This is a genomic window from Streptococcus sp. SO2, from assembly GCF_030440025.1.
Genome location: NZ_JAQFJH010000001.1, coordinates 346,735 through 361,344, shown reverse-complemented (window position 1 = coordinate 361,344; position 14,610 = coordinate 346,735). Strand labels below are relative to the sequence as shown.

General features: G+C 41.5%; 16 protein-coding genes. All 16 read left to right on the top strand.

Annotation, left to right across the window (positions count from 1 at the left end):
• The first annotated feature begins 22 nt into the window (after nt 1–22).
• A complete protein-coding gene (gene mltG, locus PCY17_RS01715; RefSeq protein ID WP_301391072.1) occupies nt 23–1,768 on the top strand; it encodes an endolytic transglycosylase MltG in 1,746 nt (581 codons plus the stop codon).
• A gap of 62 nt (nt 1,769–1,830) precedes the next feature.
• Entirely contained in the window at nt 1,831–2,313 is a 483-nt protein-coding gene (gene greA / locus PCY17_RS01710; RefSeq protein ID WP_000818765.1) for a transcription elongation factor GreA, read from the top strand.
• Nucleotides 2,314–2,389: 76 nt separating this feature from the next.
• The gene (locus PCY17_RS01705) at nt 2,390–3,754 is read left to right on the top strand and encodes an amino acid permease (protein WP_301391070.1); all 1,365 of its coding nucleotides are present in this window, start codon (nt 2,390–2,392) and stop codon (nt 3,752–3,754) included.
• A 99-nt stretch (nt 3,755–3,853) separates the two neighbouring features.
• Nucleotides 3,854–4,264, top strand: coding sequence for a GNAT family N-acetyltransferase (locus PCY17_RS01700; RefSeq protein ID WP_255778808.1), 411 nt, complete (start codon nt 3,854–3,856; stop codon nt 4,262–4,264).
• Nucleotides 4,265–4,464: 200 nt separating this feature from the next.
• Nucleotides 4,465–4,674, top strand: a complete 210-nt coding sequence (locus PCY17_RS01695; protein WP_001107501.1) for a helix-turn-helix transcriptional regulator — start codon at nt 4,465–4,467, stop codon at nt 4,672–4,674.
• Nucleotides 4,664–5,137: a DUF6773 family protein gene (locus tag PCY17_RS01690; protein ID WP_061420622.1), complete on the top strand. Its 474-nt coding sequence runs from the start codon at nt 4,664–4,666 to the stop codon at nt 5,135–5,137. The genes PCY17_RS01695 and PCY17_RS01690 overlap by 11 nt, the downstream gene beginning before the upstream one ends.
• Nucleotides 5,127–5,615 (top strand): DUF6773 family protein, encoded by a 489-nt coding sequence (locus PCY17_RS01685; RefSeq protein ID WP_255778810.1) that lies wholly within the window; start codon nt 5,127–5,129, stop codon nt 5,613–5,615. The genes PCY17_RS01690 and PCY17_RS01685 overlap by 11 nt, the downstream gene beginning before the upstream one ends.
• A gap of 116 nt (nt 5,616–5,731) precedes the next feature.
• Nucleotides 5,732–7,192, top strand: a complete 1,461-nt coding sequence (locus tag PCY17_RS01680; protein ID WP_049478905.1) for a nicotinate phosphoribosyltransferase — start codon at nt 5,732–5,734, stop codon at nt 7,190–7,192.
• Nucleotides 7,189–8,013, top strand: a complete 825-nt coding sequence (gene nadE, locus PCY17_RS01675) for an ammonia-dependent NAD(+) synthetase (RefSeq protein ID WP_084944202.1) — start codon at nt 7,189–7,191, stop codon at nt 8,011–8,013. Before PCY17_RS01680 ends, nadE begins: the two co-directional genes overlap by 4 nt.
• 295 nt (nt 8,014–8,308) lie before the next feature.
• The gene (locus tag PCY17_RS01670; RefSeq protein WP_084944203.1) at nt 8,309–8,860 is read left to right on the top strand and encodes a GNAT family N-acetyltransferase; all 552 of its coding nucleotides are present in this window, start codon (nt 8,309–8,311) and stop codon (nt 8,858–8,860) included.
• A 163-nt stretch (nt 8,861–9,023) separates the two neighbouring features.
• Entirely contained in the window at nt 9,024–9,734 is a 711-nt protein-coding gene (gene ccdA2 / locus PCY17_RS01665) for a thiol-disulfide oxidoreductase-associated membrane protein CcdA2 (protein ID WP_084944204.1), read from the top strand.
• A 13-nt stretch (nt 9,735–9,747) separates the two neighbouring features.
• Nucleotides 9,748–10,311 carry a redoxin family protein gene (locus PCY17_RS01660; RefSeq protein ID WP_268702938.1) on the top strand — a complete coding sequence of 188 codons (564 nt, stop codon included), beginning with the start codon at nt 9,748–9,750 and terminating at the stop codon, nt 10,309–10,311.
• 9 nt (nt 10,312–10,320) lie between these two features.
• The gene (gene msrB / locus PCY17_RS01655; RefSeq protein WP_301391069.1) at nt 10,321–11,433 is read left to right on the top strand and encodes a peptide-methionine (R)-S-oxide reductase MsrB; all 1,113 of its coding nucleotides are present in this window, start codon (nt 10,321–10,323) and stop codon (nt 11,431–11,433) included.
• Nucleotides 11,434–11,502: 69 nt separating this feature from the next.
• Complete coding sequence (locus PCY17_RS01650; RefSeq protein ID WP_084878648.1) at nt 11,503–12,240, top strand: response regulator transcription factor; 738 nt, start codon at nt 11,503–11,505, stop codon at nt 12,238–12,240.
• Nucleotides 12,237–13,928 carry a sensor histidine kinase gene (locus tag PCY17_RS01645; protein WP_301391068.1) on the top strand — a complete coding sequence of 564 codons (1,692 nt, stop codon included), beginning with the start codon at nt 12,237–12,239 and terminating at the stop codon, nt 13,926–13,928. The genes PCY17_RS01650 and PCY17_RS01645 overlap by 4 nt, the downstream gene beginning before the upstream one ends.
• A 109-nt stretch (nt 13,929–14,037) precedes the next feature.
• Nucleotides 14,038–14,601 carry a TIGR01440 family protein gene (locus tag PCY17_RS01640; protein WP_162287130.1) on the top strand — a complete coding sequence of 188 codons (564 nt, stop codon included), beginning with the start codon at nt 14,038–14,040 and terminating at the stop codon, nt 14,599–14,601.
• Nucleotides 14,602–14,610 lie beyond the last annotated feature (9 nt).

Below are 14,610 nucleotides of genomic sequence, written 5' to 3'. Positions count from 1 at the left end.
AGGGATTGTCAACAAGGAGGTAATGCTTTTGACTGAAAAATCAAGAGAAGAAGAAAAATTAAGCTTTAAAGAGCAGATTCTACGTGATTTAGAAAGAGTAAAAGAACAAGATAGAAGAGAGAAAGAAGTAGAGATTCCAAATCTGACGGCTTCATCATCTCAAGCTAGTTCAGCAACTCCTTCAGATCTTGAACCAGAAACATCAACAGAAGAGTTGATGGCTGATTCCCTATCTGTTGTCGATAAAATCCTAAAAAATGCACCAAGTGTTCCTCCACTTTCAAGTGCTAGTACTGATGAAACGGATGGACAAGAAGAGAAAGAGATTAGACAGCCAATCATTGATAAGATTGAAGTTGTAGAATCTGAAGAACCTCTAGTAGAGCCGATTCATCTGGCTGAAGAACCTGTAGTGGAACCCGTTCAACCTAAGGTAGAACCAGTTGAGCTTAAACCCGAAGAAAAAGAATTTAACGACACTCCGACTAAGGTTGCCGTAACCTATAAAACAGAAGACAAGAAAGAGGAAATCACCCTAGGAATGCCTGAAAGAGTTGAGCCTGTTTCTACAGAATCTAGCAGTGGATTAGCTGATGCTCCACGTCGTAGTCGTCGTCAAGGTGCAACAACAACTAAGAAAAAATCAAAAGCTAAAGGTTGTCTAGTAACAGTTCTAGTTCTCCTAGTACTCGTTGCAGTTGGTGGTTACTTTGGTTATGGTTACGTTCAAGATTCCTTGAAACCTGTTGATGCGAGCTCTAAGGATTACGTAACGGTTCAAATCCCAGACGGTGCAAATGTTCAAGAAATTGGAAGCACCTTGGAAAAATCTGGTTTGGTTAAACATGGACTTATCTTTAGCCTTTATGCTAAATACTATAGTCATGCCAACTTGAAGTCAGGTTATTATAACTTGAAGAAGAGTATGAGTACGGATGAATTGATTCAAGAATTGGAAAAAGGTGGGACTCCTGAAGCCCAGGCACCTGTTCTTGCAAACTTGACCATTCCAGAAGGCTATACATTAGAGCAAATCGCTCAAACAGTAGGACAACTTCAAGGTGAATTTAAAGAACCCCTTACTGCGGATGCTTTCTTGGCAAAAGTTCAAGATGAGACCTTTATCTCACAATTAGTAGCTAAGTATCCAAACCTACTTGGAAGTCTTCCAACAAAAGACAGTGGCGTTCGTTATCGTCTTGAAGGTTACCTTTTCCCAGCAACCTATACGATCAAAGACGATACAACTGTTGAAAGTTTGATTGATGAGATGGTGGCTGCTATGGATAAGGCTATGTCACCATATTACGCTACGATCAAAGAAAAGAATCTGACAGTTAATGAATTGCTCAGCATTGCTTCTCTTGTCGAAAAAGAAGGTGCTAAGACCGAAGACCGCAAGAAAATCGCAGGTGTCTTCTATAACCGCTTGAATGTCGGTATGCCACTTCAAAGTAATATCGCTATCCTATATGCTCAAGGAAAACTTGGTCAAAAGATTAGTTTAGCAGATGACGCTGGAATTGATACAACGATTGATTCACCATACAATGTTTACACACACCTTGGCCTCATGCCTGGACCGGTTGATAGCCCAAGTTCGGATGCGATTGAAGCAAGTGTAAACCAGACAAAGAGTGAGTACTTGTACTTTGTAGCCAATGTAGAAGATGGTAAAGTGTACTTTGCAACAACAAAAGAAGAACATGATCAAAACGTTGCAGAGCATATCAATAGCAAGTTACCTCAAGCAAGTAGTTCAAACTAAAATTATGTGGTTTTCCACATAATTTTGTTTTAAAAAAGTAAATAGAAAAGAAAGTTAAAAAAATGGCAGAAAAAACTTACCCAATGACCCTTGAAGAAAAGGAAAAACTAGAAAAAGAATTAGAGGAGTTGAAACTCGTCCGTCGTCCTGAAGTCGTAGAGCGTATCAAGATTGCTCGTTCCTATGGAGACCTTTCAGAAAATAGTGAGTATGAAGCAGCGAAAGATGAACAAGCTTTTGTTGAAGGTCAAATTTCAAGTCTAGAAACAAAAATTCGCTATGCTGAAATTGTTAATAGCGATGCGGTTGCCCAAGATGAGGTAGCAATCGGTAAGACAGTAACAATCCAAGAAGTCGGTGAAGACGAAGAAGAGGTCTACATCATCGTCGGTTCTGCAGGTGCAGATGCTTTTGCTGGTAAAGTCTCAAATGAAAGTCCGATTGGCCGTGCTTTGATTGGCAAGAAGACTGGCGATACTGCAACGATTGAAACACCAGTTGGTAGCTATGATGTCAAAATCTTAAAGGTTGAAAAAACAGCCTAAATAGGATAAAAAAGGAGTAGTGAAGGCCTTGCCTTGCTCAACTCCTTTTTGGTTTTTTGGATAAATAGGAGACAATATGAGTTCAAATAAGAAGAAAAATAAAATGGAGCGTGGATTAACCAATCGCCATGTTCAGGTGATGGCCATTGCGGGAACAATCGGAACTGGACTTTTCCTAGGTGCTGGTCGCTCTATCAGCCTTACAGGACCTTCCATCATCCTGATTTACATGATCACAGGAGCCTTTATGTTTTTGATGATGAGGGCTGTTGGGGAGATGCTGTATCAAGATCCAGAACAACATACCTTTATCAACTTTATCACCCGTCATTTGGGGAAAGGCTGGGGATATTTCTCAGTTTGGTCTTATTGGTTGTCAGTTGTCTTTATCGGTATGGCAGAAATCACTGCCATCTCAGACTATGTCCGCTTCTGGTTCCCTACCTGGCCTAGCTGGATGATTCAGCTTGTCTTTTTAACGATTTTGGCTTTGGTCAACCTGATTGCAGTTAAGCTCTTTGGAGAAGTCGAGTTTTGGTTTGCTATGGTCAAGATTGTGGCGATTTTAGCCATGATTGCCACTGGGGTCTTTATGGTTTTGACGGGCTTTAAGACACCTCATGGTGTTGCAAGTTTGGCAAATATCAGCGACCAGTTCTCTCTTTTTCCAAACGGAGTTATGAACTTTGTCATGGCCTTTCAAATGGTATTTTTTGCCTATCTGATGATTGAGTTTATTGGGGTGACAACTTCTGAAACAAAGAACCCTCGTCAGGTCTTGCCCAAAGCTGTTAAGGAAATTCCTCTCAGAATTATCTTCTTCTATGGGGGAGCTCTCATTGCGATTATGGCCATTATTCCTTGGTCTTATCTTAATTCTTCAGATTCTCCATTTGTAACGGTTTTTGAACTGGCGGGGATCAAGTGGGCAGCAGCTCTAATCAACTTTGTTGTCTTGACATCAGCGGCGTCTGCTCTTAACTCAACTCTCTACTCAACAGGGAGACACTTATATCAGATTGCCCATGATTCGCCCAATCGTTTCTTAAAGGTCATCAAGGTCGATACCCTTTCTCGCCACAATGTTCCACAAAATGCCATTATCGCCTCAGCGATCTTGATTGCTCTAGCTGCCTTTATCAACGTGTTACCAGGTGTTTCAGATGCCTTTGCTTTGATAACAGCATCCTCATCAGGTGTTTACATCGCGATTTATATCTTGATTATGGTGGCTCATCTAAAATACCGCAAGTCACAAGATTTCATGGCTGATGGCTACCTCATGCCTCAGTATCGCTTGCTTAATCCCCTAACCATTCTCTTTTTTGTCTTTGTTTTTGTGACTCTCTTTTTGCAAGAGTCCACTTTCATGGGGGCAGTTGGTTCTGCTATCTGGATCCTTATTTTTGGGATTTATAGTCAGTGGAAATTTAGAAAATAAATCATGAACTCATCAACTCTGCTTGGTGAGTTTTTCTAGTTTGACAGTCTATTGAAATAGGATTATAATCAAGCTGTAGCAGTTTATTAGGAGGTTTGAATGCACGTTAGATTGGAAAATAAGGAATCACATAAAGCGCAAGAAATCGCGAATCAAATTCGTGCTTATAATCGTTCCAAAAGAGAAGAGGCTGAAAGCGAGCCACTGAATCTTTATGTTGAAGACGAAATGGGCAATCTCATGGCGGGCTTAGTAGCTGAGACTTTCGGAAATTGGTTGGAAATCGAATATTTATTTGTGAAAGAGGAATTGAGGGGACAAGGAATTGGTTCAAAACTATTGGAGCGAGCAGAAAATGAAGCCAAGAATCGAAACTGTCGTTTTGCTTTTGTCAACACTTACCAGTTTCAAGCGCCAGATTTTTATCTAAGTCATGGCTACAAGGAAGTTTTTGCCTTGCAAGACTATCCCTACACAGGACAAAGATACTATTACCAAAAGGATTTGTGATCTAGACTTCTTTCCTTTGAAGAGGAGCTTAGCTAAGTAGCAAAAATAACGAATACTCTTTATCATGTAAGATGGTAGAGAGTTTTTTTGTTAATAAAATATTACAAAATGACATTTATATATTGCATTAAGTTAGATATATGGTATAATGTATTTGAGAAAAGGAGCGCAACTTTTTAAAAATTATAAGGAGGAATCAAGTGGCTAAAAATTTAAAGCTAAAACTAGCTCGTGTGGAACTTGATATGACACAGGGGGATTTGGCAGAGGCTGTTGGTGTTACTAGGCAGACTATAGGCTTGATAGAAGCAGGGAAATATAATCCTAGTCTTTCCCTTTGCCAGTCTATTTGCAGATGCTTAGGCAAAACTTTGGATCAATTATTTTGGGAGGAAGAAGATGAAAAATAGAAAAAAACTTGTGATCAAAGATGAACGTACGGAAAAATTGGACGGAAACATTTCAGGAGAAATTCTCTTGGGAATGTGCTTATTTTTGGCACTGGAAATTTTTGCCAAAGTTTATATTTTCAATTTAACACTTTTGTCCTATTTACCAGAATTACTTTTATTGATTGGAGTCGGTTTGTATGCTATTATTCGCCGCATGTATGTAGGAATTGACATTCGAGATATTGTTGAGAATACTGGAAAAGAAAGAATTTTATCTGCTTTGGGATTTTCTATAGTGATTTTATTGATTGATATCGTAGGCAATCGCGAGGAACTGGTCAATCTATTGACTTGGAAGTACTCCCTAAAAGTGGTTCTAGCAGTTATCATCTATCTCGTTGGGAGTTTTTCTATGGATAGAGTTATCCTATACTTGAATCGCAGAAATCAGCAAGTTTGGGAGGAAGAAGATGAAAAATAGATTTTTTTATTATCAATTACTAGACGAAAGAGAAGAACAACTGATTAACAAAGCTGGGACAGAGTCTTTTAATGTGTTTATCGGGCTCATTCTGCTAAGTTATTTGGTGGCTGTATTAGCACCTGCTCTTTTTAATTCTAATATTCTTCTGGTTACCCTTCTTTTAGGAATTTCCTTCTTTTTCAATCGTGCACGACAACTTGGAGTGACCTACTATAGTCGTTTTCATTTTACGATTGTAGGGTGTTTGCTGGTAACTCTCGCTATTACGACTCTCTTGATGTTGGAGAATTATCAATTCAATATCGAAATTTATCAGCACAATCCTTTGAACGTTAAATACTTGTCTGCTTGGGTCATTACTTATCTGATTTACCTTCCTTGGGTTTTTATCGGCAATCTCGGCCTTAAAAGTTATGGTGAATGGGCTCAAAAAAAGTTTGAGCAAGATATGGATGAACTGGAGAATGGAGAATAGCTTGTTAGCTTTTTATCAATCTCAGTAAAATGTGTTATAATAGTACTAATTTATCGGATGGTGTGAAAGTGGTAGAATACGTTCATACCTTTGTAAAGTAGGAAGAAGGAAAACAGATGTATCCAGATGATAGTTTGACATTGCACACGGACTTGTACCAGATTAACATGATGCAAGTTTACTTTGACCAAGGAATTCACAATAAAAAGGCGGTCTTTGAAGTTTATTTCCGTCAGCAACCGTTTAATAACGGCTATGCGGTTTTTGCTGGCTTGGAAAGAATTGTACATTATCTTGAAGACTTACGCTTTTCAGATAGCGATATTGCCTACTTGGAGTCGCTTGGCTATCGTGGAGAATTCTTGGATTACCTACGAAATCTCAAGTTAGAACTAACGGTTCGTTCTGCTCAGGAAGGGGACTTGGTCTTTGCCAATGAACCGATTGTACAGGTTGAAGGCCCTCTTGCCCAATGTCAATTGGTCGAAACGGCTCTCTTAAACATCGTTAACTTTCAAACCTTGATAGCGACCAAGGCAGCACGTATTCGTTCAGTCATTGAAGATGAGCCTTTGATGGAATTCGGGACACGTCGTGCGCAAGAAATGGATGCGGCTATCTGGGGAACACGCGCAGCTGTGATTGGTGGCGCCAATGGTACTAGTAATGTGCGAGCAGGGAAACTCTTTGGCATTCCTGTCTTGGGTACTCATGCTCATGCCTTGGTACAGGTTTATGGAAACGACTATAAGGCCTTCAAGGCCTATGCTTCAACCCATCGTGACTGTGTCTTTCTAGTAGATACTTATGATACGTTGCGTATCGGTGTGCCGGCTGCTATTCAGGTAGCTCGTGAACTGGGAGACAAGATTAATTTTAAAGGCGTTCGTATCGACTCAGGGGATATAGCCTATATTTCCAAGAAAGTTCGCCAACAGTTAGATGAGGCTGGATATCCAGATGCCAAAATTTACGCTTCCAATGACCTAGATGAAAATACCATCCTTAACCTCAAAATGCAACACGCTAAGATTGATGTTTGGGGGGTGGGTACCAAGCTGATTACAGCCTATGATCAGCCAGCCCTTGGAGCGGTTTATAAGATTGTGGCTATCGAAGATGAAACTGGTAAGATGCGCAATACCATCAAGCTTTCAAGCAATGCTGAAAAAGTATCGACCCCAGGTAAGAAGCAGGTATGGCGCATTACTAGTCGTGAAAAAGGTAAGTCAGAAGGTGACTACATCACCTATGACGGTGTGGATGTTGCCAGCATGACAGAAATCAAAATGTTCCATCCGACCTATACTTACATTAAGAAGACCGTTCGAAACTTTGATGCTGTTCCTCTCTTGGTGGATATCTTTAAAGAAGGAACATTAGTTTACGATTTGCCTAGTTTGACTGACATTCAAGCCTATGCTCGTAAGGAATTTGACAAACTTTGGGATGAGTACAAACGGGTACTCAATCCGCAACACTATCCAGTGGATCTGGCGCGTGATATTTGGCAGGACAAAATGGACTTGATTGACAAGATGCGCAAAGAAGCTCTTGGTGAAGGAGAAGAAGAATGAGTTTGCAAGAGACCATTATCCAGCAACTGGGCGTCAAACCAGTGATTGATGCCCAGGAAGAAATTCGTCGTTCGATTGATTTCTTAAAGAGATACTTGAAAAAACACCCTTTCCTTAAAACCTTTGTATTAGGGATTTCTGGGGGACAAGACTCAACCTTAGCAGGACGTTTGGCGCAATTAGCTATGGAAGAAATGCGAGCTGAGACAGGAGATGACAGCTATCAATTTATCGCTGTCCGCCTGCCATATGGTGTGCAAGCTGATGAAGCAGATGCACAAAAAGCTCTCGCTTTCATACAGCCAGATGTCAGTCTAGTTGTAAATATCAAGGAATCTGTTGATGCTATGGCCTTAGCGATAGAAGCTACAGGCAGTCCAATGACGGATTTTAACAAAGGAAACATCAAGGCTCGTAGCCGTATGATCGCTCAATATGCCCTTGCTGGAGCACATAGCGGAGCTGTTATTGGGACAGACCACGCCGCGGAAAACATCACAGGTTTCTTTACCAAGTTTGGTGACGGTGGTGCGGATATTCTCCCTCTTTACCGACTCAATAAACGCCAAGGAAAACAACTCTTGCAGGAACTTGGTGCAGACCCAGCCCTTTATGAAAAAATCCCAACAGCAGATTTGGAAGAAGAAAAACCAGGTATTGCAGATGAAGTCGCCCTCGGAGTCACTTACAATGAAATTGACGACTACCTTGAAGGAAAAACAATCAGCCCAGAAGTCCAAGCGACTATCGAAAACTGGTGGCACAAAGGCCAACACAAACGCCACCTACCAATTACCGTCTTTGATGACTTTTGGGAGTAAAAACCTCCAGTGGAGATTTTTACCCTGAGCCTGGAAATGAGAAAGCGAGGCAGATTCGGTAACTCGAAGAGTTCGATTTCGTTGTCTCACCCCCGCAACGATGACTAGGTTTGAAAAAGCTTGGTAAAGCGCATTTCAAACCAGACAGCGACTGCGTCAAGTAACTAGATGAAAAACTTGTTTTCTAGCTGTTACTGAGTATAGTCTTTTTACCCTGAGCCTAGAAATAAGAAAGCGAAGATGGTCCGGGGACTTTTTTAGCTTGAGCCTTAAGCTTAGAAAGCGAGGTAACATTATGAAAGCAATCGGTACGCAAATGTTACAGACAGAACGTTTGATTTTGAGAAGATTTGTGGAGAGTGATGCGGAAGCCATGTTTCAAAATTGGGCTTCGTCTGCTGAGAATCTGACCTATGTCACCTGGGATCCTCATCCTGATGTTGAGGTGACTCGGAACTCGATTCGAAATTGGGTTGCATCCTATCCCAATCCCAACTATTACAAATGGGCCATTTGTCTCAAAGAAAATCCTGAGCAAGTGATAGGAGATATCAGCATCGTTGAGATGAATGAGAAAGATTCAAGTTGTGAAATTGGCTATATTTTAGGAAAAAACTATTGGGGTCGTGGTATGATGACAGAGGCCTTGAAAGCTGTGTTAGACTTTTGTTTTACCCAAGCAGGATTTCAAAAGGTCAGAGCAAGATATGCCAGTCTCAACCCGGCTTCAGGCCGTGTGATGGAAAAAGCGGGAATGTCTTATCTAAAAACCATTGCCAATGGTGTAGAGAGAGAAGACTACGTTGCGGACCTTATTTATTACCAGATAAGCAGAAAAGACAGATGATTTTCTTTTCTGTTTCTATCAAAGTCAGACCTTGTCTGGCTTTTTTTGTGCCAGATTTCTAAATAAACTGATTAAATTCCTATTTTTCCCTATCATTGTCCCTGTTTTTTCTGGAGTTTTGGAGCTATAATAGTCCTATCAAATCAAAGAATGGAGGAAGGCAATGGACAATGTAATCTTTTTTATCAGTGTTTTTCTTGCTGGAATTCTTTCCTTCTTTTCTCCTTGTATCTTACCCTTGTTGCCAGTCTATGCAGGAGTCTTATTGGATGATAAGAATGATGCTCAGGATTCTAGCGGAAAATTTTCAATCTCACTTGTAAGTTTATTGCGAACTCTGGCCTTTATAGCGGGGATTTCCTTTGTTTTTATCTTACTGGGTTATGGAGCTGGTTTTTTAGGCAATTTGCTGTATGCTTCTTGGTTTCAGTATGTGACGGGTACGGTTATCATTCTCTTGGGCTTGCACCAGATGGAAGTTTTACATTTGCAGGGACTCTACAAGGAAAGAAGGCTACAATTAAAGAGACAGGGGCAAAAGGGTAACGGCTATAGTCAGGCATTTTTACTGGGGTTGACCTTTAGTTTTGCTTGGACGCCGTGTGTGGGGCCAGTTCTGGGCTCTGTTTTGGCTTTGGCGGCTTCAGGTGGTTCAGGAGCTTGGCAGGGAGCTGGTCTCATGTTGGTTTACACGCTGGGATTGGCGCTACCATTTTTAGTCCTAGCTCTCGCCTCCAGCTATGTTTTGAAACATTTCCGAAAACTCCATCCTTATCTCGGAACCCTCAAAAAAGTAGGTGGTTTCCTCATTATCGTGATGGGAATCTTGGTTCTTTTGGGAAATGCTTCCATTTTGACTACATTATTTGAATAGAGAGGAAAAAGAAATGAAAAAATGGCAAACATGTCTCCTTGGAGTAGGCTCAATCTGTTGCTTGGCAGCCTGTTCGGCTAAAAACATGGCAGACGAGTCTACTATGAAGGAGCAAACCAAAACAGAACAAGTTAGTTCGAAAACTGCGACTAAAGGTCAGGAAGTCGCTGATTTTGAACTGACAGGTGTAGATGGCAAGACCTATCGTTTGTCTGATTACAAGGGCAAGAAAGTCTATCTTAAATTCTGGGCTTCTTGGTGTTCCATCTGTCTAGCCAGCCTTCCAGATACGGATGAAATCGCTAAGGATGCTGGTGATGACTATGTAGTTTTGACAGTGGTGTCTCCAGGACACAAAGGTGAACAAGCAGAAGCGGACTTTAAGAATTGGTACAAGGGATTGGATTATAAAAATTTTCCAGTTTTAATTGATCCATCAGGTAAACTCTTGGAAAGTTATGGTGTCCGTTCTTATCCGACTCAAGCCTTTATAGACAAGGAAGGCAAGCTGGTCAAAACGCAACCAGGTTTTATGGATAAGGATATGATTTTAAAAGAATTGAAAGAAATGGGGTAGAGAAAGGCTATGAATGATAAAGTAAAACTTTTTGTCTTGGCAGGGGTCATTCTCCTAGCCCTAACCGGTTTCTATTTTCTATTGATGCGAAATGCTGGGCAGACAGATAGCTCGCAAATTGAGAAAGCATCCGTTAGTCAAGGAGGAAAAACAGTGAAAAAAACAGAAATTAGTAAAGACGCAGACTTGCACGAAATTTATCTAGCTGGGGGATGTTTCTGGGGAGTGGAGGAATACTTCTCACGCGTGCCTGGAGTGACAGATGCCGTTTCAGGCTATGCAAATGGTAGAGGGGAAACAACCAAGTACGAATTGATTAACCAAACAGGACATGCAGAGACTGTTCATGTCACCTATGATGCTAATCAAATTTCTCTTAAAGAAATCCTGCTTCATTACTTCCGCATTATCAATCCAACCAGCAAAAATAAACAAGGAAATGATGTGGGGACCCAGTACCGTACTGGTGTCTATTACACAGATGATAAGGATTTGGAAGTAATAAACCAAGTCTTTGATGAGGTGGCTAAGAAATACGACCAACCTCTGGCAGTTGAAAAGGAAAACTTGAAGAATTTTGTGGTGGCGGAGGATTATCACCAAGACTACCTCAAGAAAAATCCAAATGGCTACTGTCATATCAATGTTAATCAGGCTGCCTACCCTGTCATTGATGCCAGCAAATATCCTAAACCAAGTGATGAAGAATTGAAGAAGACCTTGTCACCTGAGGAGTATGCAGTTACCCAGAAAAATCAAACAGAACGAGCTTTTTCAAACCGCTATTGGGATAAATTTGAATCTGGTATCTATGTAGATGTAGCTACTGGCGAACCTCTCTTTTCATCAAAGGACAAGTTTGAGTCTGGTTGTGGCTGGCCTAGTTTCACCCAACCAATCAGTCCAGATGTTGCTACCTACAAAGAAGATAAGTCTTACAATATGACACGCATGGAAGTGAGAAGCCGAGTTGGAGATTCTCACCTTGGCCATGTCTTTACGGATGGACCAGAGGACAAGGGGGGCTTGCGCTACTGTATCAATAGTCTCTCTATCCGATTTATTCCAAAAGACCAAATGGCAGAAAAAGGTTATGCTTATTTACTAGATTATGTTGATTAAGAGGCTTTCCTAAGCAGGTAGAGGAGAATTTTGCTATACTGATACTAGTAAGTGACAAAGGAGCAGAGTATGACCTACACAATCTTAATCGTAGAAGATGAGTATCTGGTAAGACAAGGCTTGACCAAGCTGGTCAATGTAGCAGCCTACGATATGGAAATCATCGGTCAGGCTGAAAATGGAAGACAGGCTTGGGATTTGATTCAAAAGCAGGTGCCAGATATCATTTTAACCGATATCAACATGCCTCAGCTAAATGGCATCCAGTTGGCCAGTCTGGTCCGAGAAACCTATCCTCAGGTGCACCTAGTTTTTTTGACAGGTTACGATGATTTTGATTATGCCTTGTCTGCCGTCAAACTCGGTGTAGATGACTACTTGCTCAAACCCTTTTCTCGTCAGGATATTGAGGAAATGTTGGAGAAAATCAAGCAAAAACTAGACAAGGAAGAAAAAGAAGAGCAGTTACAAGATTTATTAACCGATAAGTTTGAGGGAAATATTGCTCAGAAAATCCAGTCCCATCTAGCTGACAGTCAGTTTAGTTTGAAGTCTTTGGCCAGTGACCTAGGTTTTAGTCCGACTTATTTGAGTTCCTTAATTAAGAAAGAGTTGGGCCTGCCTTTTCAGGATTACCTAGTGAGAGAGCGTGTTAAACAAGCCAAGCTCTTGCTTCTGACCACAGATTTAAAGATTTATGAGATCGCAGAGAAGGTTGGTTTTGAAGATATGAACTACTTTACCCAACGCTTTAAACAGATTGCAGGTGTGACACCTCGTCAGTTTAAGAAGGGAGAAGGTCGATGAAGCGTTCTTCTCTCCTAGTAAGAATGGTTATTTCCATCTTTCTGGTCTTTCTCATTCTCCTAGCTCTGGTTGGGACTTTCTACTATCAATCTAGTTCAGCAGCCATTGAGGCTACTATCGAGGGCAATAGCCAAACGACCATTAGCCAAACTAGCCACTTTATTCAGTTTTATATCAAAAAATTAGAAACCACCTCTACCAGTTTGACCCAGCAGACGGATGTTCTGGCCTATGCTGAAAATCCTAGTCAAGACCAGGTCAAGGGAATCCGAGATTTGTTTTTGACCATCTTAAAGGCTGACCAGGACTTGAAAACGGTGGTTTTGGTAACCAAGTCTGGTCAGGTCATTTCCACTGATGACAGTGTGCAGATGAAAACTTCCTCAGATATGATGGCTGAGGATTGGTACCAAAAGGCCATTCATCAGGGAGCTAAGCCAGTTTTGACACCAGCTCGTAAATCAGACAGTCAGTGGGTCATTTCTGTCACTCAGGAACTTGTTGATACAGAGGGGGGCAATCTTGGCGTGCTTCGTTTGGATATTTCCTACGAAACTCTGGAAGCCTATCTTAACCAACTCCAGTTGGGTCAGCAGGGTTTTGCCTTTATCATCAATGAAAAGCATGAATTTGTCTACCATCCTAAACGTACTGTCTATAGCTCAGCGAGTGAAATGGAGGCCATGAAACCCTACATCGAGACGGGGCAGGGCTATACGCTGGATCATCAATCCTACGTCAGTCAGGAACAGATTGCAGGGACTGATTGGACGGTTATAGGCGTGTCTTCGCTGGAGAAGCTAGACCAGGTTCGGAGTCAACTCATGTGGACCTTGCTTGCTGCTAGTGCCTTATCTCTTCTTGCCTGTCTCTGCTTGGTGTGGTTCAGTCTCAAACGCTGGATTGCGCCTTTGAAGGACCTGAGAGAAACCATGCTGAAAATTGCTTCTGGTACACAAAATCTTCGTGCTAAAGAAGCTGGTGCCTATGAACTGAGAGAAGTGACTCGCCAGTTCAATGCCATGTTGGATCAGATTGATCAGTTGATGGAAGATGTGCGCAGGCAGGAAGAAGCGACCCGGCAGTATGAACTTCAAGCACTGTCGAGCCAGATTAACCCCCATTTCCTCTATAATACTTTAGACACTATCATCTGGATGGCTGAGTTTCAGGATAGTCAGCGAGTGGTTCAGGTGACCAAGTCCTTGGCAACCTATTTCCGCTTGGCGCTCAATCAAGGAAAGGACTTGATTTGCCTGTCTGATGAAATCAATCATGTTCGCCAGTACCTCTTTATCCAGAAACAACGCTATGGTGATAAGCTGGAGTATGAAATTGCTGAAGATCCTGACTTTGATAATTTAGTCTTGCCTAAACTGGTGCTACAACCCCTTGTAGAAAATGCCCTTTATCATGGCATCAAGGAGAAAGATGGACAGGGACATATTAAAGTTTCCGTCCAGAAAAAGGATTCAGGGCTTGTCATCCGCATTGAGGATGATGGTGTTGGTTTCCAAGCTGCTGGCGATAGTAGTCAAAGTCAGCTCAAACGTGGGGGAGTTGGTCTTCAAAATGTCGACCAACGACTCAAACTTCATTTTGGAGAAAACTATCAGATGAAGATTGATTCTGTACCTTCAAAAGGGACGACGGTTGAAATATACATCAATAAAATTGAAACTAGTTAACTCCCAGTTCACTCTGGGAGTTTTACTATTAAAAATCAGAATGATTAGTTGGCCTTGATAAAATCCGTAAAAAAAGATATGATAGATAGTGACAAAAGAGGTATCAAGTATGAAGGAAAAAGACATTCAAAGAGCAACAAGCCAGATTGTAGAAGATGTAATAGACAAGGCTAATTTGAGGCAAGGAGCTATCTTTGTTTTGGGCCTTTCTTCTAGTGAGGTGATAGGTGGTCAGATTGGCAAGGAATCCAGTCAAGAAATTGGGGAAATCATTGTGAAGACCATTCTAGCTATCCTAGAGGCTAAAGGTATTCATCTAGCCGTTCAAGGTTGTGAACATGTCAATCGAGCCCTCGTCGTTGAACGTCAGGTGGCAGAGCAGTTTGGTCTTGAAATCGTCAGTGTCCTTCCTACACTTCATGCAGGAGGTTCGGGTCAGTTGGCAGCCTTCAAGTTTATGCGGGATCCAGTTGAGGTTGAATTTATTAAGGCCCATGCTGGATTGGATATCGGAGATACTGCGATTGGCATGCATGTCAAGCATGTTCAGGTTCCGATTCGCCCTCTTTTGAGAGAAATTGGGCATGCCCATGTAACGGCTCTTGCAAGTCGTCCCAAACTAATCGGAGGAGCGCGTGCGCAGTATCCTGAAGACTTCATAAGAAAGTCATAAGTGGGCTGA